The sequence below is a fragment of the Terrabacter sp. RAF57 genome (genome assembly GCF_052113925.1).
Lineage (GTDB): Bacteria > Actinomycetota > Actinomycetes > Actinomycetales > Dermatophilaceae > Terrabacter.
Genome location: NZ_JBFRDT010000001.1, coordinates 148,453 through 172,476 on the forward strand (window position 1 = coordinate 148,453; position 24,024 = coordinate 172,476).

The following is a 24,024-nucleotide window of genomic DNA, read 5'->3' on the forward strand; positions in this document are numbered from 1 at the left end:
TCCCCGCCCCGGAGGTAACTCATGACTACTACCAGTGATGATGGCAGCAACTCGGACGTGGGCGGGCGCGATGACGTCCTGCGCGCGATCCAGTGGTGGGACCCCTGGGACGACGGAGTGGTCACCGACCGGTCCGACGTCCAGGTGCGCCGCATCGTCAAGGCATTCCGACGAGCAGGACGCGCCCTCGGGGTCGAGCGCGACGCGCACGGCGTGGCCCGCTACCTCTATCGGCCCGGCGTCGTCCTCGTCCGCGACGAGGACGTGCCGAGGGTCGTGACGCACCTCGGCCTCGACCTCCCGGTCGACAAGGCCGGGGACGAGACGCCGCAGCAGACCGTCGGCCTGCACGCCCTCGTCCTGCCCGCCCGGGCGCACGTGCCCTCGGTCGTGGCCGAGCTCGACGACGCCCTCGGGGTGGGGGTGGCGACCCCGGACCACCTCATCCACGTGACGCCCGTGACGTGGTGCATGGCCAAGGAGCCCCAGCCCCGGTCCGTCGACTCCTTCGACGAGTCCGTCGTCCCGGACAACATGGACGGCCGCAGCGGACGGGTCGTCATCGTCGACACCGGGACGCTGCGCGACGTCATCGCCGCCCACTCGTGGCTCGAGGGTGTGACGGGCCCGCCCGAGCCCCCGACGGTCGGCCACTACACGGGACACGGCACGTTCATCGCGGGCATCGTGCGGACGTACGCGCCCGCGGCCGAGGTCCGCGTCGAGGCCGTGCTCTCGGTCGGGGGCGCGGCCTTCGAGACCGATGTCGTCAGGGGCCTCGTCCGGGCCCTCCGGCACGCGCCGGACGTCATCAACCTGTCGGGCGGCACGCGGACCCGGCGCAACCTGCCCCTGCTGTCCTTCGAGGTCTTCTGGGAGCGGCGGTTGCGTCACCTCAAGGGGACCGTGCTCGTGGCGGCCGCGGGCAACGACGGCGACCGCGGCCCGTTCTGGCCGGCTGCCTTCCCGTGGGCCGTGTCGGTCGGGGCGCTCGCCGGCGACGAGGGCAGCGCCCGCGCGGGCTTCTCGAACCACGGCAGCTGGGTCGACGTGTACGCGTTGGGCACCGACGTCGTCAACGCCTTCCCCGAGGGTACCTACGTCTACCGCGAGCCCCCGCTCGTCGGCCGCAAGGAGGACTTCCCGGACGGGCTGGCCGCCTGGAGCGGCACGTCGTTCGCGGCCCCCATGGTCGCCGGGCTCACTGTGTCGCGGATGACGTGGAGCGGCGAGAGCGCCCGCGGCGCGGTCGACGCGCTGCTGGACGTCGCCCGCGGTCAGGCCGGGGTCGGCGTCGGCGCCCGCCTGCTCGGCAGTGGTGACGCCAGCCCGACCGCCTGACCCGGGTGCTGACGTCACCCGTGTCGTGACAGGACGATCGGTACGTCGACGGTGGCCGACCCACGGGCCGGCCACCGTCCGTCCCGCCGCGTCAGGCCGGGGCGGTGGTGAAGCGCAGGTAGGGCTTGACCTCGTCCACGGCGTCGGCACCGAAGCGCTCGCGGGCGTCGGCGGTCGACACGGTCGGGGCCACGATGACCTTCTGGCCCTCGCGCCAGTCGGCCGGCGTGGAGAACGGGCCGCTGTCGGTGAGCTGGAGCGCGTCGACGGCGCGGAGGATCTCGTCGAAGTTGCGGCCGACGCTCTTGGGGTAGGTCAGCGACAGGCGGACCTTGTTGGCCGGGTCGATGATGAAGACGGAGCGCACGCCCGAGGTGTCGCCCTCGCCGGGGTGGATCATGTCGTAGAGCTCGGAGACCTGGCGGGAGTCGTCGGCGATGATCGGGTAGCCGACGGTCGCACCGCTGACCTCCTCGATGTCGCCCTTCCACTCCTCGTGCTGCTCGATCGGGTCGACCGAGACGGCGAGCACCTTGACCCCGCGCCTGTTCCACTCGTCGTCGAGGGCGGCGACGCGGCCGAGCTCGGTGGTGCAGACCGGCGTGAAGTCGGCCGGGTGGCTGAAGAGGACGGCCCAGCTGGCGTCCTTCCAGTCGTGGAAGCGGATCGGGCCCTCGGTCGTCGTGGCCTCGAAGTCGGGGGCGATCTCGCCCAGTCGCGGTGTTGCCATTGGCTCGTCCTCTCGCGGTCGGGCGCACGGCGCGCCCCGGTCTGCGTGCCATTCTGACCACAGAACCATGCATCACGTTATGGGTGTCCAAATGTTGTGACGCGCATCCAGTGGACTCCCAGCCGACTCACCGAGACTGCGCGTGGAATCTGTCGCCATCCATAGGAGCCCCCGACGTGAGCGCCCTGCTCGACACCATCACCACCCAGGTCCTCCATGCCCCGGTGTGGCTCGTGCTCCTCGTCGTCGGTGGGATCGTCTTCGTCGAGGACGCGCTCTTCGTCGGCTTCGTCGTGCCCGGCGAGACCGTCGCCATCCTCGGTGGCGTGGCCGCCTCGCTCGGGCACGTGCCGCTCGCCGCGGTCCTCGTCGTCGTCGTCGTGGCCGCGATCGTCGGCGACACCGTCGGTTTCGAGGTCGGCCGTCATCTCGGCGGCCGGGTCGTGGCTCTGCGCGCCTTCGACCGGCACCGCGAGCGCATCGACCAGGCGCAGGGCTTCCTCGGCCGCCGCGGCGGCGCCGCCGTCTTCCTCGGCCGCTGGACCGCGTTCCTGCGCGCCGTCATGCCGGCCCTGGCCGGGATGTCGAAGATGCACTACCCGACCTTCCTCGTCTGGAACGCCGCCGGCGGCATCGCCTGGGGGAGCGTCGTCGTCACGGCCGGCTACCTCGCGGGCCGCTCCTACGCCCGGGTCGAGACGTGGCTCGGGCGCGGCGCCGCCGTCGCCGTGGGTGTCGTCGTCGTGGGGGCCCTCGTCGTCTGGCAGGTGCGCCGCCACCATGCCGAGGGCGCCGACGCTGCCGAAGGTGCCGACGCGGAGGGCGGCGAGAACCCCTCGCGTATGCCGTCAGCGGGCTGAGCGCGCGCGTCGGGGTCGCTCATCGGGCTTCGTCTGGACCGCGAACCGAGCGCTGCGCCCGGATCACCGGCTCCGACTGAGTCGCCATACTCGTCCGCAGCGGCCGGATCGGTGCTGTGCTGGAGCATGACGACCTCCACGCACCTCGGTTCACACAGGCGTGCACCGTCCGCCCAGGCCATGGCCATCGCGCTGGGGCACGTCGTCGTCGCCGCGGCAGCACTGGGCACGGGGATCGTCCTCGTCGTGGCTGGCACGCGGTCCGGTGCCGAGCTGGAGACGCTCTACACCCCCATCGGCGTGGCGGTCTGCGGAGTCGCTCTGGTCTTCGGTGCGGTCGCGGTCAACGTCGTTCGCTCCACGCCCCACCACCCGCACCGAGCTGCCGGCCTCTCGCGCGTGCTCGGCCTCCTCGAGGTGCTCGCCGGGCTGGTGTGCGCCGTCAGTGCCGCCGTCGCCGTCGCCTCGTACCCGCAGTTCACGCCCTGGCGGTCACCGGCGCTGCTGCCGGCCCTGGTGCTCCTGGCCCTCGGCGTCACGGCAGTCGTCCAGTCCGGCCGCGTCCGGCGCCAGGCGTGATCCTCGAGGAGCGACAGCGATGAGGCCCCTCCCGGCTGGGAGGGGCCTCACGGCATACGGGCTCGGGATCGACCGGTTGGGTCAGCGCTCCTCGGTGCCTGCGATGAAGGCCTCGAGCTTGGCGCGACCGAGGTCGTCCGGGCGCTGCTCCGGCGGGGACTTCATGAGGTAGGACGAGGCCGACAGCAGGGCGCCGCCGATGCCACGGTCCTTGGCGATCTTCGCCGCACGGATGGCGTCGATGATGATGCCGGCCGAGTTGGGCGAGTCCCACACCTCGAGCTTGTACTCGAGGTTCAGCGGCACGTCGCCGAAGGCGCGACCCTCGAGGCGGACGTAGGCCCACTTGCGGTCGTCGAGCCACGCGACGTAGTCGGACGGGCCGATGTGGACGTTCTTGCTGTCGACGAGACCCGAGAGCGAGCCCGTCAGGTTGGACGTCACGGCCTGGGTCTTGGAGACCTTCTTGGACTCGAGGCGCTCGCGCTCGAGCATGTTCTTGAAGTCCATGTTGCCGCCGACGTTGAGCTGGTACGTCCGGTCGAGGGCGACACCGCGGTCCTCGAAGAGCTTGGCCATGACGCGGTGCGTGATCGTCGCGCCGACCTGGCTCTTGATGTCGTCACCGATGATCGGGACGCCGGCGGCCTCGAACTTCGCGGCCCACTCGGGGTCGGAGGCGATGAAGACCGGGAGCGCGTTGACGAAGGCGACCTTCGCGTCGATGGCGCACTGGGCGTAGAACTTGTCGGCCTGCTCGGAGCCCACCGGGAGGTAGGAGACGAGGACGTCGACCTTACGGTCCTTGAGGACCTGCACGACGTCGACCGGGTCGGCGCCGGACTCGTCGATCGTCTGGCGGTAGTACTTGCCGAGACCGTCGAGCGTGTGGCCGCGCTGGACCTCGACACCCGTCGTGGGGACGTCGGCGATCTTGATGGTGTTGTTCTCGGAGGCGTTGATGGCCTCGGAGAGGTCCTTGCCGACCTTCTTGTCGTCGACGTCGAAAGCGGCGACGAACTCGACGTCAGAGACGTGGTACTCGCCGAACTTGACGTGCATGAGGCCGGGGACGCCGGTGGTGGCGTCAGCGTCCTTGTAGTACTCGACGCCCTGCACGAGCGAGCTCGCGCAGTTGCCGACGCCGACGATGGCGACGCGTACGGATCCCATGGATCACTCCTTGTTGTTGGTGGTCGTGCTCTGGGGGGTGGTGATGTCTGTGGTGGCCAGGCCGGGTTCGTCGTAGGCCGCCGGGCCCGGGTCGAGGGCCGCGCGGCGTTCGGCGACGATGAGCTCCTCGAGCCAGCGCACCTCGCGCTCGGCGCGCTCCTCGCCGTGCTGCTGGAGGGCGAGCGTGTAGCTGTCCATCCGCTCGCGGCGGGCCTGGGAGGCGTCGCGGATGTTGGCGAGCCGCTCCTCGAGCCGGGAGCGCCGGCCCTCGAGGATCCGCAGGCGTACCTGCGCCTCGGTGCGCGAGAAGAAGGCGAAGCGGACGTCGAAGTCGTCGTCGTCCCAGGCGTCGGGGCCGCTGGCCGCGACGAGGTCCTGGAAGTGCTCCTTGCCGTCGGCGGTCAGCTCGTAGGTGATGCGGGGCCGCTTGCTGCTTCCCGTCGCCGCCTCGGTGGTCTCGTGGATCCAGCCCGAGTCGACGAGGTGGCGCAGCGCCGGGTAGAGCGAGCCGTAGGACAGCGCCCGGAAGATGCCGAGCGCGGTGGTGAGGCGCTTGCGCAGCTCGTAGCCGTGCAGCGGGCCGTCGTGGAGCAGGCCGAGGACCGCGAACTCGAGCAGCGCAGCGCGGCGGCTCTGAGGACGTTCGGACTTGGGCACGTGACTACGGTACACCCAGATATATCGCTGCGATACATCACACCGACGCATCGCGCTACGGCTTGCTCGCCGACGGGTCAACCAACAGGACCGAACCCAGGTTTCGGCGTCTATCCGACGCCTTGGTGGTTCGTGCCTGTTGGTTGACCCGGCGCCGGGCGTCCGGGCCGGTGTGGCCTGGACCGGAGCCGGGGTGTCAGGGCTCGGAAACGTAGACGGCCACGAGCCGGACGCCCGTCGCGGCGACCGCGCCGTCGTGACGCAGGGTCACGGTGCCTTCGGGCCGGGCCGGCTGTGCCGCCGTCGTCAGGCCGCCTGAGACGGCGGTGCTCTCGTCGACGAGTCCGGTGAGGTGCTCGGCCCCGACGGAGGGGCCACCGGTGCCGGCATACCCGTAGGTCACGAGGAACGGCCGACCGCCGGGTGTCGGGACGACGAGCTCGTCGCGCGTCGTCGCGTCGGCGACCGACGCACGGCCCTCGAGGCGGTAGCGGTAGCCCTCACGCTCGACGACGTCGGGGAGGGCCGCGACCGGCTTGCCGGACAGGTCCCTAATCAGGGTCCGTGCGCCCTGCGCGTAGATGGCGCCGGTCAGCTGGGCGCCGTCGACCGAGACCGGCTTGCGCGTCTTCGCGTCGACGAGCTGGATGCGGACCGAGGCGGTGCGCCCGACCGTCAGCTCCGTCCACCCTTGGTCCGGCTCGCCGGGGACGGTTCCCCCGGCCGGCAGGTCGCGCTCCGCGGGCCGGCCGGCCGCGCACGAGCTGCCGAAGAAGCCCGCGGTCCCCCCGAAGCTGACCGTGACCATGTACGTCGCCGCTGCGGTGTCGGTCAGGCCGGGCAGGTAGCACTCGGCGCCGATGGAGACGTGGGTCGTCATGGGCTCCCAGACCAGCGAGAACTGACCTTGGCCACGGTCACCGATGAAACCGGCGACGAGCCGGTCGTCGGCCACCCGGGCGCGGTAGCGCAGGCCGTCCTTGACGACGTCGCCGGGAGCGTCGGGGACGGAGCGGAACGGCAGGCCGTCGGCTCCGATCATCGGAGCAGCGCTCGACGACGACGCGGCTGGGACCGTCGGCGCGGGACGGCCGAGCGAGGTCACGACACCGACGGCGAGGGCGGCGACGGCGAGCGTCGCGACCGAGCCTGCGGCGACGGCCCCGCGGCGCTTCGTCGTGCGCACCCGGCCGGCGACACCGGCCGTGAAGTCAGGGGCGGTGCCGAGGTCGTCGGCGTGGGTGGTCAGCTCGTCGCGCAGGTCGGTGAGGTTCATCGGACACGCTCCTCGTCGGAGGTCGGGCTCAGGGTGGGGTCGATGCGGAGCTTGGCCAGCGCGCGGCTCGCCTGGCTCTTCACGGTGCCGACGGAGCACTGCAGGATCTCGGCGGTCTCGATCTCGGACAGGTCCTCGTAGAAGCGGAGCACGACGACGGCCCGCTGGCGCCTCGGCAGCCGAGCGAGCGCCCGCCAGAGGTCGGTGCGGTCGTCCACGCGTACGTCCTCGGGGCGGTGCCCGGCAGCGGCGGCACGCTCGGGCAGGTCGGCCGTGGCCTGCTCGCCGTTCCAGCGCCGCCGCCACCAGCTCGAGTACGTGTTGACCATGACCCGGCGGACGTACGCGTCGGGCTGGCCGTCGATGCGCGCCCAGGCGAACCACGCCTTGGCGAGCGAGGTCTGCACGAGGTCCTCGGCGAGTGCCCGGTCGTGCGTGAGCAGGTATGCCGTCCGCAGCAGTCGGGTCGAGCGCGTCGCCACGAAGTCGTCGAAGGACCCTCGGTCCACGGCTCGTCCCCCTGTCAGCGGCCCGGCGGAGAGGCTGCTCGCCCCGGCGTCGGTGCCTGTCACTGTCGTCACATCCTGCAGGACCGTCTGGGGCCGGAGAAAGGTTGCCCGCCACCCCCGGGTATGTGAAAACAGTCTGTGGGGTGCTTGTGCCGCTCGTGTGAGCCGCCTCCGTCGTTTCGTCGTCACGGCGCCGGTCAGGTCATACTGAGTGGCGGCCCGGGACGGTTTCTCGGGCCTGATCAGTGAATGGAGCAGGTTGTGACGCAGAGCAGGCGCGACATCCGCGCTGCCCAGCTGGCGGGCGACAAGGGCCGGCCCCAGCGCGCAGGGAATGGCAACGGCAACGGCCGGTCCGCAGGGACCGCCGGCTTCGCCGACGGTGAGGGCGAGGGCCGCACCGGCTGGAAGAAGTGGGTGCTCGGCACGCTCAAGTGGGGCTCGATCGCCGCCGCGGTGCTGCTCGTGCTCGGTGTCGTCGGCGTCGTCATCGCCTACAACCAGACCGCCATCCCGCAGCCCAACGAGCTGGCCAACAAGCAGGTCTCGATCGTCTACTACAGCGACGGCAAGACCGAGCTCGACCGCATCGCCGTCCAGGACGGCAACCGCGAGTCGGTCAAGCTCAAGCAGGTGCCCAAGTTCGTCCAGGACGCCCACATCGCCGCCGAGGACCGCACGTTCTACCAGAACAACGGCATCTCGGTCGGCGGCATCCTGCGCGCCGTCAAGACGAGCGTCACCGGTGAGACCCAGGTCGGTGGCTCCACGATCACCCAGCAGTACGTCAAGAACTACTTCCTCACCCAGGACCGCACGATCTCCCGAAAGGCCAAGGAGATCCTCATCGCGGTCAAGATCGACGGCCAGCTCTCCAAGGCCGAGATCCTCGAGAAGTACCTCAACACCATCTACTACGGTCGCGGCGCCTACGGCATCCAGAGCGCGGCCAAGGCGTACTTCGGCAAGGACGTCTCCAAGCTCACCGTCGGCGAGGGGGCCGTGCTCGCGTCGGTCATCAACGCGCCGTCCCTCTACGACCCCGCCAACGGCGACACGGCCGAGGCCAACCTCACCAAGCGCTACGCGTACGTCCTCGACGGGATGGTGCAGGAGGGCTGGCTCAGCGCGGCCGAGCGGGCCAAGTACACCGAGCTGCCGAAGATCCAGGCCTACAAGGGCAACAAGTTCTCGTCGGGCCCCAACGGCTTCATCACCGCCCAGGTCAAGCGCGAGCTCGTCTCGACCGGCCTCTCGGAGCAGGACATCGACAACGGCGGCCTGCGCATCGTCACGACGATCGACAAGAAGGCCCAGACCGCGGCGATCGCGGCGATGCAGGACAACCTGCCCAAGAAGGTGCAGGGCGGCCTCGTCGCGGTCCGGCCCGGCGACGGTGCCGTGGTCGCGATGTACGGCGGCGCCGACTACGCCAAGTCGCAGTTCAACACCTCGACCCAGGCGATCATGCAGGGCGCCTCGAACTTCAAGCCGTTCGCCGTCCTCGCGGCGGTCCGCGACGGCGTGTCCACGAAGACGAAGTTCGACGGCGACCAGCCCCAGGAGATCGACGGCACGAAGATCACGAACTTCGGCGACCGCTCCTACGGCATGGTCGACATGCGCCGGATGATCGGTCGCTCGATCAACACGGCCTTCGTCAACCTCAACAACACGATCACGCCGGCCCTGACCCGGCAGGCGGCGATCGACGCCGGCATCCCCGCGCGGACGCCGGGTCTCGACGAGACCCTCACCAACGTCCTCGGCACGGCCTCGCCGCACGTCATCGACATGGCCACGGCCTACTCGACGATCGCCTCGCAGGGGGTGCGGGCCAAGCCGTACTTCGTCAAGAAGGTCACCTCGACGACCGGTGACTTCACCTACGACGCCAAGCCGCAGACGAAGCGCGCCTTCGACAAGGACGTGACCGCCGACGTCACCGACGCCATGACCTACACCGTCAAGGACGGCGGCACCGCGACGAAGCTCCAGCGCCTGAACCGCCCGGTCGCGGGCAAGACGGGCACGTCCTCAGAGGCGAAGTCGATCTGGTTCTCCGGGTTCATCCCGCAGCTCGCGGTGTCCATCGGCATGTACAAGCCCGACGCGAACGGCAACCCGCAGACGCTGACGAGCTCCGAGGACACCAACCTCACGGGTGGCACGATCCCGGCCGACGTCTTCTACGACTTCATGAAGGTCGTGACGGACAACATGGAGGTCCAGGACTTCCCGAACCGTGCGGGTGTCGGCGACGACAAGATCCCGACCCCGACGACGACGTTCACGCCGCCGCCGCAGACGACGACCCAGGCGCCGACGGCGACGACGACGACCACGCAGGCGCCGACCACCACGACGGCACCGCCGACGACGACGCAGCAGCCGACGAAGACGAACGGCACCGGGAAGCCCCAGCCGACGACGACGCAGCCGACGATCACGATTCCCCTGCCCGGGGGAGGGGGACCGTCGCCCACGTCGACCAAACCCGGCAACGGCCCATGACGCGCGGGCGGGCCGGGGACCGTGACGGGGTGACGGGGTGACCGTCCCGTGACCGAGAAGGTCGACGACCCCGTCGTGCGGGCGGCCTCCGAGATCATCGGAGGCCCCCGCGGACGGTATGCCGCAGCCCGTGAGCTCCCGTGGGTGCTCACGGCCGCGTTGCTGTCGGCCCTGACGGCCGTCACCGCCGGGCTCGCGATCCTGCTGCGCGCCCCCTGCCTGCGCACCGGCTTCACGGGCGACACCCAGTTCTGGAGCGCCTGCTACGCCGACCTGCCCACGGCATACCGCGACGCGAACCTCAAGGCCGGCCTCGCGGCATACCTCCAGGGTGGCGACGGCGCGCCGGTCACCGGGCAGCCGCCCCTGACCGGGCTCGTGCTCACGGCCGTCGCGAGCCTCGGCCCCGACGACGGATCGCTCAAGACGCGGGCCGCGTGGTACTTCGCGCTGTGGTCGGTGCTGCTGACCCTGCTGCTGCTCGTCATCGTGTGGCTCGTCGCGTCGTCGGCCGCTCGACCCATCTCGGCGGCGCACGTCGCGCTGTCCCCCGTCGTCGTGCTGGCCGGCTTCATCTCGGCCGACCTGCTCGGGGTGGCGCTGGCCAGCGCCGGCATGTGGGCGTGGTCGCGGCGCAACCCGACGCTCGCCGGAGTGCTGCTCGGGCTCGCCATCGGGGCGCGGACCTATCCCGTGCTCATCCTCGTCGCGATCGCGCTGCTCTGCGTGCGGTCGGGTCGGCTGCGCGAGATGGGTCGCGTCGCCGGCTACGCGCTGCTGACGTTCGGCGCGCTGCTCTCCGGGCTCTGGCTGCTCAACCACGAGGCGGCCGCCTCCCCCTACCAGGGGTGGGCGTCGGCCGGAGCCGGCTATGGCTCTCCGTGGCTGCTGCCGCAGCTCGCCGGGCACCCCCTGCCCACGGGGGCCGTCACGGCGCTCGCCGTCGTCGGCTGGCTCGTCGCCCTCGCGGTCGGGGCGGTGCTGGCGCTGTCGTCGGCCCGACGCCCGACGATCGCCGAGGTGTCGCTCGTCATGGTCGGCATCGTGCTCGTCACCGGCAAGTCGTTCACCGTGCAGAGCTCGCTGTGGCTGCTGCCGCTCATCGCGTGGTGCGCCCTCCAGTGGCGCGACCACCTCATCTGGGCCGGCGCCGAGACGCTCAACTTCGTCGCGGTGTGGCTGACGATCGCGGCGACGACCGTGCCCGATCGTGGTCTGCCGGCGTCGTGGTACGCCTTCTTCTCGATGCTGCGCGTCGTGGCCGTGCTGTGGCTCGTGGCCGTCGTGTGGCTGCGGGCCCGCGACCGGTGGAGCCGGTCGAAGGGTGAGCCCGACGACCTCGCGGGCCCGATGAGCGGCGCCGAGGACCGGCTCATCGTCCGCTTCTCCTGAGCCGTGGCCGCGCGAGGGCCCTCCGATTTCGGAGTATGCCGTCCGGGCCGGTAGTCTTGCCCAGTTCGCCGTGTGCCCGGTGGCCTGTGGATCGAACCGACCGATGTCGGTGAGGTCTGCGAGGCTGAACCCGGCTGGAAGATCAGGCCGGGCCCCAGGCTCGCGGCGGGACGAATGCAACCCTCCTGTCACGAGAGAGACTCGTGACCGCCGAGACCAGAGGAGGTGGGTTAGAAGCATGCGTCAGTACGAACTCATGGTCATCCTCGACCCGGAGACCGAAGAGCGCACCGTCGACAAGACGATGGACAAGTTCCTCACCGTCGTGAAGAACGACGGGGGCACCGTCGAGAACGTCGACATCTGGGGCCGCCGCCGTCTTGCCTACGACATCAAGAAGAAGTCCGAGGGCATCTACGTCGTCGTCAACATGACGACCGAGCCGGCCACCGCCCAGGAGCTCGACCGCCAGCTGAACCTCAGCGAGTCGGTCATGCGCACCAAGCTGCTGCGCCCCGGCGCCTGATTCAGCGAAGTTACTGATCCGCTCGATCAACCGACGAAGGACTGGTCCATGGCAGGCGACACCGTCATCACGATCATCGGCAACCTGACCGCCGACCCCGAGCTGCGTTTCACGCCGTCCGGGGCTGCGGTCGCGAACTTCACCGTGGCCTCGACGCCGCGGCAGTTCGACCGCCAGAGCAATGAGTGGAAGGACGGCGAGACGCTGTTCATGCGCTGCTCGGTGTGGCGCGACGCGGCGGAGAACGTCGCCGAGTCGTGCCAGCGGGGCATGCGCGTGATCGTGTCCGGCCGGCTGAAGTCTCGTTCCTACGAGACGAAGGAAGGCGAGAAGCGCACCGTCGTGGAGATGGACGTCGACGAGATCGGCCCGTCCCTGCGCAGCGCCACCGCCAAGGTCAACAAGACCCAGCGCGGTGCCGGCGGCGGTGGCGGCTTCGGCGGCGGCCAGGGCCAGGGTGGCGGCTGGAGCGGGGGCTCCGGCGGCGGCCAGGCCGAGGACCCGTGGGCGACCGGCGGCTCTGCCGGCGGTGCCCAGGGTGCCCCGGCCGCAGGTGGTCAGCAGGGCGGCGGCTGGAGCGGTGGCTCCGGTGGCGGTCAGCCGGCTGCCGGTGGCCAGCAGGGTGGTGGTTGGGGCGCAGCCCCCAGCTACGACGAGCCCCCCTTCTGATCGAGCAGGTCAGCACCGCCGTCCGGTGACGCAGCCGGACGGCATACCCCAGTAGTTCTTCAAACCCATCCCGGGGCACCAAACCCCGGGCTCTCATCAAGAAGGAGAGCACCACGATGGCAAAGCCCGTTGTGCGCAAGCCCAAGAAGAAGGCCAACCCGCTGAAGGCGGCGAAGGTCGAGAACATCGACTACAAGGACACTGCGCTCCTGCGCAAGTTCATCTCCGACCGCGGCAAGATCCGCGCGCGTCGCGTGACCGGTGTGTCCACCCAGGAGCAGCGTCTCATCGCCACGGCCGTCAAGAACGCCCGTGAGATGGCCCTGCTGCCCTACTCGAGCTCGGCTCGCTGAGCCGGTTTCGGGAACGAGGAGAACACCATGAAGCTCATTCTCACGCACGAGGTCACCGGTCTCGGTGCTGCTGGTGACATCGTCGAGGTCAAGGACGGCTACGGCCGGAACTTCCTCATGCCGCGCGGTCTCGCGACCCCGTGGACCAAGGGCGGCCAGAAGCAGGTCGACGCCCTGACCAAGGGCCGCGCGGTCCGCGAGATCAAGGACCTCGACACCGCCAAGGGTGTCAAGGGCCAGCTCGAGGCCACGTCGGTCAAGGTCCCGGCCAAGTCCGGCCAGTCCGGTCGCCTCTTCGGCGCCGTCAGCAACGGCGACATCGCCGCGGCCGTCAAGGCTGCCGGTGGCCCGGAGCTCGACAAGCGCAAGATCGAGGTCAAGCAGGCCATCAAGACGCTCGGCTCCTACGAGGCGACCGTCCGTCTGCACCCCGAGGTCGCGGCGACCCTCAAGTTCGAGGTCGTCCCCGCCTGACCGTCGAGGTCTGACACGTCGAAGGGCCGGGATCCGCACACGCGGAGCCCGGCCCTTCGTCATACCTCCCGAACGGCGCCGCGCACACGCCCGCGTCGACCGCACGCCGCGCTCCTTGAGCAGCTGACCCCAAGCTCTCGCTGACGCCGAGGTGTGCCGCCGGTTCGCCGGCGAGGCGGGCCCTTCAGCGGCGGCCGACCACCGCGACGGTCGTGTCGAAGAGCTCCCAGGGCGTGCTGCCGGCGGCATCGGGCACCTCGAGGTGGCCGTGCACCCAGGCCCGGCCCTGGCGCAGCGAACCTGCGGCGGTGGAGACGGTCCAGCTGCGCTCGGTCCCGTCGCAGGTGACCGGGACCGAGACCGTGAGCGGTGTCGTGGCGGCTGCCCCCGACCGCGACACGAGCTCGAGGCCCAGCGTCCCCGGACCGGAGGGCGCCGGCGAGTCGGGCACGGTGCACGTGTAGGTGCCTCGAAGGGTGACGACGCCGTCGTGCAGGCGGGCCTGGCGGTCGACGTCCACGGTGCCGAGATCGGGTGCGCCCCCGGCGTGCGCCGGAGCGACGACGAGGGCGGTCGTGCCGATGGTCGTCGCGGTGGCGAGGGCGATGGCGGTGACGGTACGCGTGACGGACATGTGATGGATCCCCTGTCTGGTGGGCTCGCTCGTCGAGCCGATGCAGATCAGGACGCTCGCGTGCCGCGGGAGGTTGTCAGGGTGGGCACAGCAGTTCCAAGCATTCCGGTTCCGCTGCCCGTCAGCTCGAGTCGCGGACGACCAGCTCGGTGTCGAGCGTCGTGACCCGGGGCGGGGACTCGCCCGCGAGCAGGCGCAGCAGCGTGTCGGCCATGACGACGCCCATCTCCTGGGCGGGCTGGGCCACGGTGGTCAGCCCGACCTTGCCGCGCGTGGCGTACTTGCTGTTGTCGAAGCCGACGATCGCGACGTCGTCGGGCACCCGCAGCCCGCGCTCGTCGAGAGCGAGCAGCGCACCGCTCGCCATGAGGTCGCTCGCGACGAAGAGCGCGTCGAGATCGGGGTGCTCGTCGATGAGGGCGAGCGCGGCGCGGATGCCGCCGGCCTCGGTGAAGTCGCCACGCGCCAGGCGGTGGTCGGACAGCCCGGCCTCTGCGAGGGCGTCGCGCCAGCCCTGCTCGCGGTCGACCGAGGCCGGCATGTCGGCCGGTCCGGTGATCGTCGCGATGGCGGTGCGCCCCCGGTCGATGAGGTGCTGGGTGCCCCGGACGCCGCCGAGCCGGTTGTCGACGTCGATGTAGTAGTCGCGGTCCTTGGCCTCGCCGATCGGCCGGCCGCCGAAGACCACCGGCAGCGACCGGCTGAGCGAGGTGAGGAAGTGGTCGCCGGAGTGGTGCGAGACGACGATGGCGCCGTCGACGTTGCCGCCGAGCAGGTAGCGCTTCGTCTTCTCCGACGGCGAGCTCGGGTGCGTCAGCTGGAGGTTGAGCACGTAGTCGCTGTCGTCGAGCCGGTCGCTGATGCCCTGGACGACGTCGGCGAAGTAGGGGTCGCCGAAGAAGCGGTGCGTGTCCTCGGGCACGACGAGCGCGATCGACATCGTCGCGCGGGCGACGAGTGACCGTGCGGCCCGGTTGGGCACGTAGTCGAGCTCGGCGATGGCCTTCTCGACGACGACGAGCACGTCCGGGCTGACCCGGGGCGAGCCGTTGATGACGCGCGAGACCGTGGCCCGGGACACGCCGGCCACCCGGGCGACCTCCTCGAGGGTGGGTCGTCCGACGGGGGTGGCCAGCGTCCCGTCGCTCATGGTGTCGATTCTCCTGCAGGGTCGTCGCCGTCACCGCTCGTGGCCGGGGCGTCCCACGGGCTGGGCAGCCTCCGCGTCGAGATGATGCGGGCGAAGTCGAGCGCGCTCGCCTTGGGCGTGCGCACCTGGGTGTCGTAGTCGACTCGGACGATACCGAAGCGCTTGGCGTAGCCCCAGGCCCACTCGAAGTTGTCGAGCAGCGACCAGTAGAAGTAGCCGCGCACGGGGACCCCCGCGTCGACGGCGTCGAGGATCGCACCCAGGTGCGAGCGGACGTATGCCGTCCGGCCGCGGTCGTCGACGAAGCCGTCCTCGTCGGGGGCGTCGTCGAAGGCGGCGCCGTTCTCCGTCACGTGCAGGGCGACCCCGGCCGGGCCGGCATACTCCTCGTGGAGCCGGACGAGCAGGCGGGTGAGCCCCTCGGGCTGGATCTCCCAGTCCATCGCGGTGACGGGGAGCCCGCGCGGGTGGCGGTGGGCGTCATCGGCGGCGGGGAACGGCGATCGGGTGGTGCGGCCGCCGTTGACGCTGTCGTCGAGGGCGTCGGCAGGCGCCTCGTGGCCGATGGCCTCGCCGTTGTAGTAGTTGACGCCGAGCACGTCGATGGGCGTGGAGATCACCTCGAGGTCGCCGTCCATGACGTGGTCGGTCAGTCCCAGGTGGCGGACGTCCTCGAGGAGGTCGGCGGGATACTGCCCGCGGAAGATCGGGTCGAGGAAGATCCGGTTCATCTGCGCGTCGACCCGGCGCGCGGCGTCGACGTCTCGCGGGTCCGAGGGGTCGAGCGGGTCGGCGACGGTGAAGTTGAGGGTCAGCCCCAGCTCGAGCGAGGCGTCGCGGGCCCGCAGCTCCTGCACGACCCGGCCGTGGCCGAGCAGGAGGTGGTGCGCGGCGGCGAGACCGTCGGCGGGTGAGGTGCGGCCCGGCGCGTGCATGCCGGCGGTGTAGCCGAGGAAGGCCGAGCAGAACGGCTCGTTGAGGGTCGTCCACGTGCGCACCCGGTCGCCGAGCCGATCGTGCACGGCCAGCGCGTAGTCGACGAAGCGGTCGACGGTCTCGCGCGAGGTCCAGCCGCCGCGGTCCTCGAGGGTCTGCGGCAGGTCCCAGTGGTAGAGCGTGAGCCACGGCGCGATGCCCGACTCGATGAGCGAGTCGACGAGCCGCTCGTAGAAGTCGAGCCCCTTCGCGTTGACCGGTCCGCCGTCGGGGCAGATGCGTCCCCACGAGGTGGAGAAGCGGTAGGACTGCAGGCCGAGCGACCTCATGAGGTCCACGTCGGCGGCATACCGGTGGTAGTGGTCGCACGCGACGTCACCGGTGTCACCGTCGACGACGGCGCCGGGGGTGTGCGAGAAGGTGTCCCAGATCGAGTCGGTGCGGCCGTCCTCGTGACGGGCCCCCTCGATCTGGAAGGCCGCGGTCGCGGCACCGAGGAGGAAGTCCTGCGGCACCGGGCGTCCTTCTGCGACGAGGAGATTCGTCGCGGGCGTCGTGCCCGGCGTGATGAGGGTCTGGTGGGTACGCGTCTGGGCGGTCATCCCTTGACGGCTCCTTGCATGATGCCGGAGACGAGCTGCCTCCCGGCGAAGACGAACAGGACGATGAGGGGCAGCGCCATGAGCACGACCCCGTTGAGCACGAGGGAGTAGTCGACGAAGTAGGCGGCCTGCAGCTGCTGCAGGGCGACGGGCAGCGTCGGGTTGCCGGGGTCGAGGATGATGAACGGCCAGAAGAAGTTCGTCCACGTCGCGATGAAGGTGAACAGGCCGAGCATCGCCGCACCCGGGCGGGCGGCAGGCAGCGCGATGGACCAGAACGTCCGCAGCGTCGACGCGCCGTCGACGCGCGAGGCCTCGATGAGCTCGTCGGGCAGCGCCTCCTGGAGGTACTGCGTCATCCAGAAGACGCCGAACGCGCTGACGGCGCTGGGCAGGATGACGGCCCAGAGGCTGCCGATCCAGCCGAGCTTGCTCATGACGATGAAGAGCGGCACGATCCCGAGCTGGGTCGGCACGGCCATCGTCGCGATGACGAAGACGAGCAGACCGTTGCGGCCCCGGAAGCGCAGCTTGGCGAAGGCGAAGCCGGCCATCGCCGAGAAGAGCACGACGAGCACGGCCACCGTGGAGCTGACGAGGATGCTGTTGCCGAGGGCCTTCCAGAACGGGATCGTCGTGACGACGGTGCTCGCGTTCTGGAGGAAGTGCCCGCCGGGGACGAACGAGAACGGGTCCTGCACGATGGCGGCGGAGTCCTTGCTGCCGATGACGTAGGACCACCAGAGCGGGAACGCCGAGCCGACGAGGACGATCGCGAGGAAGACGTATGCCGTCGGGCTGGCCTGGGTGCGGCGCACGAGCTTCGTGCCCCGTCGGGGCTTGACCACGGGTGCAGGGGTCAGGGTCGGGGCGGTCATCGCTGTCCCTTCGAGGCGATCCGGCGGGTGACGAGGAAGTTGACGACCGCGAAGACGATGACGATGAGGAAGAGCATCCACGCCACGGCGGCCGCGCGGCCGAAGTTCTTCTGCGTCCAGCCGAGCTGGTAGAGGTAGAGGGTCAGCGTCTGCCACTGGCGATCGGCGCCGCCGAGGCCGTACTGGTCGTACATCCGCGGCTCGTCGAAGATCTGCAGGCCGCCGATCGTCGAGGTGATGACGACGAAGATGATCGTCGCGCGCAACTGCGGGATCGTGATCGAGAAGAAGGTGCGGACGCGGCCCGCGCCGTCGATCATGGCCGCCTCGTAGTAGTCGCGGGGGATGGCCTGCATGGCGGCGAGAAAGATCAGGGCGTTGTAGCCGGTCCACCGGAAGTTGACCATCGTCGCGATGGCCACGTGGCTGGGCAGCACCTCCTTGTGCCACTGGATCGGGTCGATGCCGACGAGGCCGAGCAGGTGGTTGACGAGGCCGAACTTGTCGCCGAAGAGGTCGCTGAAGATGAGGGCGACGGCCACGGGGGCCACGACGTAGGGCAGCAGCACCCCCATCCGCCAGAACGTGCGGGCCCGCAGCCCGCTGTCGAGGGCGGCCGCGATGAGCAGGGCCGCGATGACCTGCGGCACGCTCGAGAGCAGGAAGATGCTGACGGTGTTCTTCAGCGCGTTCCAGAAGTAGGGCTGCGCGAGGACGTCCGCGTAGTTCTTGAGCCCGACGAAGTCGCCCTGGCCCCCGATGAGGCTCCACTTGTGGAGCGAGACCCACGCCGTGTAGAGCAGCGGGAAGAGCCCGACGATGCCGAAGAGGATGAAGAACGGCGAGACGTATGCGTAGGGCGCGCCCTTCTCGTCGAGCTTCGTCAGGCGGCGCCGCCATTCCGAGCGGGGCGGCAGGAGCGTGCGCTGCACGATCGCCGCGGCGCCGGGCGGGTCCGGCTGCGTCGTGCGGGTGGGGGACTGAACGGTCATGGCGCTTCCGATGGTCGGGCGGACGGCCCGGTGCCCGGGTGAACGGTGAGGGGTGCACCGGGCCGTCCGCGGTCGGCTGGTCGACGGGTCGGGCGTTCGACCCGTCGACCGGCGGGATCAGGTCAGCCGAGGGCCTTGACGTCGCCGACCCACTTGTCCCACGACTCCTGCGGGGAGCTGCCCTGCTCGACGCGGGTCAGGGCCTGCTGCATCGCGTCGTTGATCGCGAAGTAGTGGGTGCCCTTGTACGGCGTGATGGTGACGGCCTTGGCGCGGTCGGCGAAGATCTGGCCGGTCGGCGCGTTGTTGAAGGAGGCGACCGTGAAGGAGAGCAGGTCCTGGCTCTCGAGGGCCTGCTTCTGGCTCGGGAAGGCACCGACCTTCTTGAAGGCCTTGATCTGCTGCTCGGGCGCGGTCAGCCACGCGGCGAGCTCCTGGGCCTCCTTCGGGTGGGCGCTCTGCTTCGGCACGGTCAGGTACGAACCGCCCCAGTTGCCACCGCCACCCGGGAAGGTGTTGGCGACGTCCCAGCCCTTGACGCCCTTGGCGTTGCCCTCGATGACTCCGACCATCCAGCCGGGGCAGAGCATCGTCGCGAAGCCGTTCTTCTGGTAGCTCGCGGTCCAGTCGTCGCCCCACTGCTGGAGCTTGGCGGAGAGACCGTCGGTGATGCCGGCCTGGATGACCTGGTCGTAGATCTTCTTGACGGCGGCGTTGTCCGTCGCGGTGATCGCGTCGTCGCTCGGGTTCTCGTAGGCGGCCTCGAGCTGGTTGACCATGCCCTGGTAGGTGGCGCCGATGCTGTCGAAGAAGGGGACCTTCGACTTGGCCTTGAACTGCTTGCCGGCGGCGAAGTAGCTCTCCCACGTGGTGCCGAACATCTTGGCGACCGACTCGCGGTCGCTGGGCAGGCCGGCGGCCTTGAAGAGGTCGCTGCGGTAGCAGATCGCCTCGGGGCCGGAGTCCGTGCCGTAGCCGATGAGGTGGCCCTCGGCGTCGGTGGCGGCCTTGGCCTTCCAGTCGAGCCAGCGGCCCTGGACGTCGGCGGAGTTGAGGTCGGTGAACTTGTCGGAGTACTGGAGCATCTCCGGGAGCCAGTCGACCTCGACGGCCTCGACGTCGGCCATGCCGCTGCCGGCCGAGAGGCGGGTGAAGAAGTTGTCGCGGGCCTCGTTGGAGGTCGCGGCCTTCTTGTGGGTGACCTTGATGTTCGGGTGCGACTTCTCGAACTCGGGGATGAGCTCCTCGTAGCCGAACTGGTTGAAGGTGGCGAGGGTCAGGGTGACCGGTCCGCCGCCGCCGGTGCTGCCGGCCGCGGTGGAGGGGCTGTCGGCACCCGAACCCGAGCTGCAGGCCGAGAGGGCCAGCAGGCCGACGGTGAGGGTGGCGAGTACGGCGTGGCGAGAGCGCACGGAGTGCGCGCCGATCCGGGTGGAACGGGATGTCATGGAGAGCTCCTTTGGTCTCATCCCCAGTGTGGGTGTGGGAGCGCTCTCCGTGCGTGAGACGTGGCCGTGAGAGCGCTCTCACGAGGAGAATGGGGGTGCCGGAGGGCATCGGTCAAGAGCCGTGACCATTCCGTGACCTGATCGCCGCTAGCGTGGAGGTCCAGACGCCGGCGTGGGCCCGGCACCGGTGGGAGGCTCCCGTGACCGTCTACGACCTCGTCGCGATGGGTCGGGTGGGCGTCGACCTCTATCCCCTCCAGCACGGCGTCACGCTCGACGAGGTGCGCACCTTCGAGAAGTTCCTCGGCGGCAGCGCGGCCAACGTCACKGTCGCCGCGGCCCGCCACGGTCGGCGCGCCACGCTCGTCAGCGCCACGGCCGACGACGCCTTCGGACGCTTCGTCCACCGCGAGCTGCTGCAGCTCGGCGTCGACGACGCTCACGTGCAGACCATCACCGCGGGGCCGCCGACCCCGGTCGCCTTCTGCGAGGTGTTCCCGCCTGACCACTTCCCGATCTGGTTCTATCGCTACCCGATCGCGCCAGACCTTCTCATCACGGCGGACTCCCTTCCCCTGCAAGCGATCCGGGAGGCACGGGTCTACTGGTCCACCGTCACCGGGCTCAGCCAGGAGCCGAGCCGAGCGGCCCACCACGCTGCCTGGGAGGAGCGCGGCCGGGCGCCGCTCACCGTCCTCGACCTCGACTACCGGCCCGTCTTCTGGAGCGACCCCGACGAGGCCCGTCGTCGGGTGCGCGAGGCCGTGGGTCACGCGACCGTCGCCGTCGGCAACGTCGAGGAGTGCGAGGTCGCGACCGGGGAGACCGACCCCGAGGGGGCGGCCCGCGCGCTCCTGGCGGCGGGCGTCGAGCTCGCCGTCGTCACGCAGGGACCACGCGGCGTGCTCGCCATGACGCCCTCCGAGCAGGTGAGGGTCGGCGCCTTCCTGTGAGGGTCGTCAACGGCCTCGGTGCGGGCGACGCGTTCGGTGGGGCGCTCGTGCACGGCCTGCTCGAGGGGTGGGACCTCGAGCGCGTCCTGCACTTCGCCAACGTCGCCGGTGCTCTCGTCGCCGGCAGGCTCGGGTGCTCGACGGCGATGCCGACGACGGCCGAGGTGCAAGCCCTGCTGTCCGATGTCGAGGTCGCCGACGGCGCCATGTGAGGGGCGCGCGAGCAGGCCCGGAAACGAGAAAAACCCGCCCCTGCTGGTCACGTCGCCGAACTCGACCAGCAGGGGCGGGTGCCCTTGACCCGATGATCCGACAGGGGGAGGAGATCACCGAGTCGCACAGGAGCAACTCACGACATCGACTATGAGCGCCCGACCTTAAAGAACGCTGGGAAACCCGTAGCAGTTGGCCCTGACCGTGCCCACGCGTCGGTCGGGATCGCTGGACCGCTGCGGGACGGCATACGTGCGCCGTCCGAGGCGCCGGAAGTCAGCCGGGGACGGGGCTCGACGCTCCCGGGACGACGGGCGCCGACCGGAAGGCGCGCGGCGCCGACCCGTGCTCACGCTTGAAGGCGGCGCTGAAGGCGAACGCGTTGGCATAGCCCACGGCGTGCGCGACCTGCTCGACGCTGAGGCTGCCCGCGCGCAGCAGGTCGGCGGCGCGGGCCAGCCGCCAGTGGGTGAGGTAGGCCATCGGTGACTGGCCGACGAGGTCGGTGAACCGGCGCGAGAGGGTCGCGCGCGACACGTGGACGTGGGCGGCGAGGACGTCGAGGGTCCAGGGGTGCCCCGGCTCGTCGTGCAGCGCCGCGAGCGCGCGGCCCACGAGCGGGTCGGACCCCGCCCGCCACCACGAGGGCGCCGAGTCCTCGGCGCGCGAGAACCACTGGCGGACGGCCTCGATGAGCACGAGGTCGACGAGGCGGTCGAGCACGACGTCCTGGCCGGGGAGGTCGCGCTTCACCTCACGGGCGAGCAGCCCCGAGAGGGTCGGGTCGGCCTCGTCGGCATGCACGACCGCCACGTCGGGCAGGGCGTCGAGCAACCGGCCCGTCACCTGGCTCGCGAGCTCCCACGACGCCGTGAGGAAGGTCGTCTCTCCCGGCTCGTCACCTGCGTTGCCCCACGTGCGTGTGCCGAGCCCGAGCGACACGGCCAGGTGCTCGCCCGTCAGGGACCGGCAGACGTTGCCGGGCTCGATGACGACACCGGGCTCGGTCGCGACGTCGTCGGCGAAGACCCACGGGTGGGTGCCCTTGACGAGTGCGAGGTCGCCGGTGCCGAGGGCGATCGCCTCGCCCCGCTGGGGCAGCAGCTCAGCCGTCCCCGCCACCATGACGACGAGCCCGAGGGCGGCCTCGTCCTCGATCCGCAGGGCCCACGGCGCCCGCATCTCGCACCGCAGCAGCGAGGCGCCGCGGGCCCGGTGGCCGTCCATGACGGCGCTGAGGGTGTCCATCGCCCCACGGTACGCCGATGAGACGATCGCTGAGGTTGATGAGCCGAAGGGACATTCACCTGCTCACCCCGGCGCAGTGTCATGGAGACATGGACACGACTCTCATGCGCACCGTCACCCTCGCGACGGCCCTCGGCACCGGCGTGCTCGGGGGCGTCTTCGTCGGCTTCTCGACCTTCGTCATGCCGGGCCTCGACCGGTTGGCGGCGAGCGACGCCGTGCGCGCCATGCAGGCCATCAACGTCACGGCGCCACGCGGCCTCGCAGTGCCCCTCGTCGTCTCGGGCCTCGGGTCGCTCGCCGTCGGCGGCTGGGCGTTCGCCCGCTCGAGCGGCAGCGCTCGGGCGCTGCTCGTGGCCGGGGCGCTCACCGGCGTCGTCGCCCTCGGGGTCACCGCGGCCTACCACGTGCCGCGCAACGACGCGCTCGGCCGGGTGGACGCCGGCTCCGCCGCCGCCGCGGCGGTCTGGCAGGGGTATGCGCCGGGCTGGGTCGCGATGAACCACGTGCGGGCCGCGCTGTCGCTGGCCTCCGCGGGGCTCCTCGTGGCCGGCGCCGTCCGGGCGGGCTGATGCTCAGCGGGCGCCGACGACCATCCAGTCGTCACGGCGGGACCGCCAACCGAGCAGGACGCCGCGGATGACCATGAACCCGGTGAAGGCGAGCCAGAGCACGACGACGTCGCGGGTCGCGGAGCCGCTGGGCCCCCCGGCGCGCACCGCGAGGATGAGCGGCAGGTAGGCGACGAACGTGACGACCATGCCCCACGCGAGCCACCGGCCGTCGCCCGCGCCGATGAGCACGCCGTCGAGGACGAAGACGTAGCCCGCGACCGCCTGTCCGAGCCCGACGACGACGAGGGCCGCGCCGAGCGCCTCCTGGACGGCCGGGTCCGGAGTGAAGAGCGGCGGCACGACCGAGTGGAGCCCGGCGATGACGAGCCCGAGGGCCAGCCCACCCCACACGCCCCAGCGGATCATCGTGCCCATGGCCTCCCGAACCGCCATCCGGTCGCCGGCGCCGAGGGCGCGACCGGTGATGGCCTGCGCCGCGATCGCGAGGGCGTCGAGCGCGAAGGCGAGGAACGACCAGACCGTCATCGCCACCTGGTGGGCCGCAAGGGTCACGTCGCCGAGCGAGGCCGCGACCCACGTCGTGACGATGAGGATCGCGCGTAGGGCGACGGTGCGCACGAGCAGGGGTATGCCGGTCCGCGCGGCTGCGAGGACGCGCGCCGGGTGCGGGCGCAGCCGGGCCTGCCGGGCTCGGGCCTTGACGAGCAGCACGGTGACGAGCGCGAGGCCCATGCCGGTCTGGGCGATGACGGTGCCCCACGCGGATCCGGCGATGCCCCAGTGCAACCCGTAGACGAAGACGAGGTTGAGCACGATGTTGGCGCCGAAGCCCACGACCGAGGCGACGAGGGGCGTGGTCGTGTCCTGGAGGCCACGCAGCACTCCCGTGACCGCCAGGATGACGAGCATCGCGGGGATGCCGAGGGCGGAGATGCGCAGATAGGTCGTCGCCTGCTCGATGACGGCGGGGGAGGCGCCGAAGGCAGCGCTGATCGGTCTGGCCCACACAGCCACCGCGGCGGCCGTGACGGCGCCGAGGCCGAGGGCCAGCCAGAAGCCGTCGATGCCGGCGCTCACCGCAGAGCGCTCGTCGCCGGCGCCGAGGTGGCGCGCGACGACGCTCGTCGTGCCGTAGGCGAGGAAGACGAAGATGCCGGCTGCCGTCACGAGGGACGCGCTCGCGACCCCGAGCCCGGCGAGCTCGGCGGTCCCGAGGTGGCCGATGATCGCCGAGTCGGCGAGGAGGAAGAGCGGCTCGGCGATGAGCGCGAGGAAGGCGGGGACCGCCAGGCGGACGATCTCGCGGCGGTGGTTCGTGGGCAGGGGGGCGGTGTTGCTCATG

Annotated in this window: 23 protein-coding genes and 1 pseudogene; 11 read left to right on the forward strand and 13 right to left on the reverse strand. The window is 70.8% G+C overall.

All coding sequences use genetic code 11. The annotated features are described in order from the left end of the window. Positions 1 to 21: 21 nt before the first annotated feature. Positions 22 to 1,341 carry a S8 family peptidase gene (locus AB4Y83_RS00640; RefSeq protein WP_442295714.1) on the forward strand — a complete coding sequence of 440 codons (1,320 nt, stop codon included), beginning with the start codon at positions 22 to 24 and terminating at the stop codon, positions 1,339 to 1,341. Positions 1,342 to 1,432: 91 nt separating this feature from the next. On the opposite strand, the gene AB4Y83_RS00645 is transcribed toward AB4Y83_RS00640, so the two are convergent. Then, positions 1,433 to 2,071 carry a peroxiredoxin gene (locus AB4Y83_RS00645; RefSeq protein ID WP_442274508.1) on the reverse strand — a complete coding sequence of 213 codons (639 nt, stop codon included), beginning with the start codon at positions 2,069 to 2,071 and terminating at the stop codon, positions 1,433 to 1,435. Positions 2,072 to 2,247: 176 nt separating this feature from the next. Between AB4Y83_RS00645 and AB4Y83_RS00650 the strand changes: the two genes are divergently transcribed. Then, on the forward strand, positions 2,248 to 2,931 hold the full coding sequence (locus AB4Y83_RS00650) for a DedA family protein (RefSeq protein ID WP_442274509.1): 684 nt from the start codon (positions 2,248 to 2,250) through the stop codon (positions 2,929 to 2,931). Positions 2,932 to 3,111: 180 nt separating this feature from the next. Further along, the gene (locus tag AB4Y83_RS00655) at positions 3,112 to 3,510 is read left to right on the forward strand and encodes a hypothetical protein (RefSeq protein ID WP_442274510.1); all 399 of its coding nucleotides are present in this window, start codon (positions 3,112 to 3,114) and stop codon (positions 3,508 to 3,510) included. An 81-nt stretch (positions 3,511 to 3,591) separates the two neighbouring features. Here AB4Y83_RS00655 and AB4Y83_RS00660 read toward each other — a convergent pair whose 3' ends face one another. The 4 genes from AB4Y83_RS00660 to AB4Y83_RS00675 all read right to left on the reverse strand — a co-directional run bounded on the left by AB4Y83_RS00660 (position 3,592) and on the right by AB4Y83_RS00675 (position 7,125). Next, positions 3,592 to 4,683 (reverse strand): inositol-3-phosphate synthase, encoded by a 1,092-nt coding sequence (locus tag AB4Y83_RS00660; protein WP_442274511.1) that lies wholly within the window; start codon positions 4,681 to 4,683, stop codon positions 3,592 to 3,594. Between the two features lie 3 nt (positions 4,684 to 4,686). After that, entirely contained in the window at positions 4,687 to 5,340 is a 654-nt protein-coding gene (locus AB4Y83_RS00665) for a PadR family transcriptional regulator (protein ID WP_056779632.1), read from the reverse strand. A gap of 196 nt (positions 5,341 to 5,536) precedes the next feature. Then, positions 5,537 to 6,616: a hypothetical protein gene (locus tag AB4Y83_RS00670; RefSeq protein WP_442295715.1), complete on the reverse strand. Its 1,080-nt coding sequence runs from the start codon at positions 6,614 to 6,616 to the stop codon at positions 5,537 to 5,539. Further along, on the reverse strand, positions 6,613 to 7,125 hold the full coding sequence (locus AB4Y83_RS00675; protein ID WP_442274513.1) for a SigE family RNA polymerase sigma factor: 513 nt from the start codon (positions 7,123 to 7,125) through the stop codon (positions 6,613 to 6,615). Before AB4Y83_RS00675 ends, AB4Y83_RS00670 begins: the two co-directional genes overlap by 4 nt. 261 nt (positions 7,126 to 7,386) lie before the next feature. Here AB4Y83_RS00675 and AB4Y83_RS00680 point away from each other — a divergent pair, with 261 nt between their 5' ends. The 6 genes from AB4Y83_RS00680 (at position 7,387) to rplI (ending at position 13,053) form a co-directional block, all read left to right on the forward strand. Continuing rightward, positions 7,387 to 9,639 (forward strand): transglycosylase domain-containing protein, encoded by a 2,253-nt coding sequence (locus AB4Y83_RS00680; protein ID WP_442274514.1) that lies wholly within the window; start codon positions 7,387 to 7,389, stop codon positions 9,637 to 9,639. Positions 9,640 to 9,687: 48 nt separating this feature from the next. Then, positions 9,688 to 11,031, forward strand: coding sequence for a glycosyltransferase 87 family protein (locus AB4Y83_RS00685; RefSeq protein WP_442274515.1), 1,344 nt, complete (start codon positions 9,688 to 9,690; stop codon positions 11,029 to 11,031). Between the two features lie 238 nt (positions 11,032 to 11,269). Continuing rightward, positions 11,270 to 11,557, forward strand: a complete 288-nt coding sequence (rpsF, locus tag AB4Y83_RS00690) for a 30S ribosomal protein S6 (RefSeq protein WP_028785248.1) — start codon at positions 11,270 to 11,272, stop codon at positions 11,555 to 11,557. A gap of 48 nt (positions 11,558 to 11,605) precedes the next feature. Beyond that, complete coding sequence (locus AB4Y83_RS00695) at positions 11,606 to 12,226, forward strand: single-stranded DNA-binding protein (RefSeq protein ID WP_442274516.1); 621 nt, start codon at positions 11,606 to 11,608, stop codon at positions 12,224 to 12,226. 116 nt (positions 12,227 to 12,342) lie between these two features. Further along, positions 12,343 to 12,579 (forward strand): 30S ribosomal protein S18, encoded by a 237-nt coding sequence (gene rpsR, locus AB4Y83_RS00700; protein WP_056779614.1) that lies wholly within the window; start codon positions 12,343 to 12,345, stop codon positions 12,577 to 12,579. Positions 12,580 to 12,606: 27 nt separating this feature from the next. Continuing rightward, positions 12,607 to 13,053: a 50S ribosomal protein L9 gene (gene rplI / locus AB4Y83_RS00705; RefSeq protein ID WP_056750292.1), complete on the forward strand. Its 447-nt coding sequence runs from the start codon at positions 12,607 to 12,609 to the stop codon at positions 13,051 to 13,053. A gap of 184 nt (positions 13,054 to 13,237) precedes the next feature. Here rplI and AB4Y83_RS00710 read toward each other — a convergent pair whose 3' ends face one another. The 6 genes from AB4Y83_RS00710 to AB4Y83_RS00735 form a co-directional block, all read right to left on the reverse strand. Next, positions 13,238 to 13,687, reverse strand: a complete 450-nt coding sequence (locus AB4Y83_RS00710; RefSeq protein WP_442274517.1) for a DUF6299 family protein — start codon at positions 13,685 to 13,687, stop codon at positions 13,238 to 13,240. Between the two features lie 121 nt (positions 13,688 to 13,808). Next, a complete protein-coding gene (locus AB4Y83_RS00715; protein ID WP_056823279.1) occupies positions 13,809 to 14,837 on the reverse strand; it encodes a LacI family DNA-binding transcriptional regulator in 1,029 nt (342 codons plus the stop codon). After that, entirely contained in the window at positions 14,834 to 16,375 is a 1,542-nt protein-coding gene (locus tag AB4Y83_RS00720) for a GH1 family beta-glucosidase (protein ID WP_442274518.1), read from the reverse strand. Before AB4Y83_RS00720 ends, AB4Y83_RS00715 begins: the two co-directional genes overlap by 4 nt. Then, positions 16,372 to 17,253, reverse strand: coding sequence for a carbohydrate ABC transporter permease (locus tag AB4Y83_RS00725; RefSeq protein WP_056779603.1), 882 nt, complete (start codon positions 17,251 to 17,253; stop codon positions 16,372 to 16,374). Before AB4Y83_RS00725 ends, AB4Y83_RS00720 begins: the two co-directional genes overlap by 4 nt. Continuing rightward, positions 17,250 to 18,245 (reverse strand): carbohydrate ABC transporter permease, encoded by a 996-nt coding sequence (locus tag AB4Y83_RS00730; RefSeq protein WP_442295716.1) that lies wholly within the window; start codon positions 18,243 to 18,245, stop codon positions 17,250 to 17,252. The genes AB4Y83_RS00725 and AB4Y83_RS00730 overlap by 4 nt, the downstream gene beginning before the upstream one ends. A gap of 122 nt (positions 18,246 to 18,367) precedes the next feature. Then, positions 18,368 to 19,693: an ABC transporter substrate-binding protein gene (locus AB4Y83_RS00735; RefSeq protein WP_442295717.1), complete on the reverse strand. Its 1,326-nt coding sequence runs from the start codon at positions 19,691 to 19,693 to the stop codon at positions 18,368 to 18,370. Positions 19,694 to 19,917: 224 nt separating this feature from the next. Between AB4Y83_RS00735 and iolC the strand changes: the two are divergent. Next, positions 19,918 to 20,858: pseudogene (gene iolC, locus AB4Y83_RS00740) on the forward strand (5-dehydro-2-deoxygluconokinase). A gap of 277 nt (positions 20,859 to 21,135) precedes the next feature. On the opposite strand, the gene AB4Y83_RS00745 reads toward iolC, so the two are convergent. Then, positions 21,136 to 22,107 (reverse strand): AraC family transcriptional regulator, encoded by a 972-nt coding sequence (locus tag AB4Y83_RS00745; protein ID WP_442295718.1) that lies wholly within the window; start codon positions 22,105 to 22,107, stop codon positions 21,136 to 21,138. 89 nt (positions 22,108 to 22,196) lie between these two features. Here AB4Y83_RS00745 and AB4Y83_RS00750 point away from each other — a divergent pair, with 89 nt between their 5' ends. Beyond that, a complete protein-coding gene (locus AB4Y83_RS00750) occupies positions 22,197 to 22,679 on the forward strand; it encodes an anthrone oxygenase family protein (protein WP_442295719.1) in 483 nt (160 codons plus the stop codon). A gap of 3 nt (positions 22,680 to 22,682) precedes the next feature. Here AB4Y83_RS00750 and AB4Y83_RS00755 read toward each other — a convergent pair whose 3' ends face one another. Next, positions 22,683 to 24,023 carry an MATE family efflux transporter gene (locus AB4Y83_RS00755; protein WP_442274524.1) on the reverse strand — a complete coding sequence of 447 codons (1,341 nt, stop codon included), beginning with the start codon at positions 24,021 to 24,023 and terminating at the stop codon, positions 22,683 to 22,685. Position 24,024: the final 1 nt, after the last annotated feature.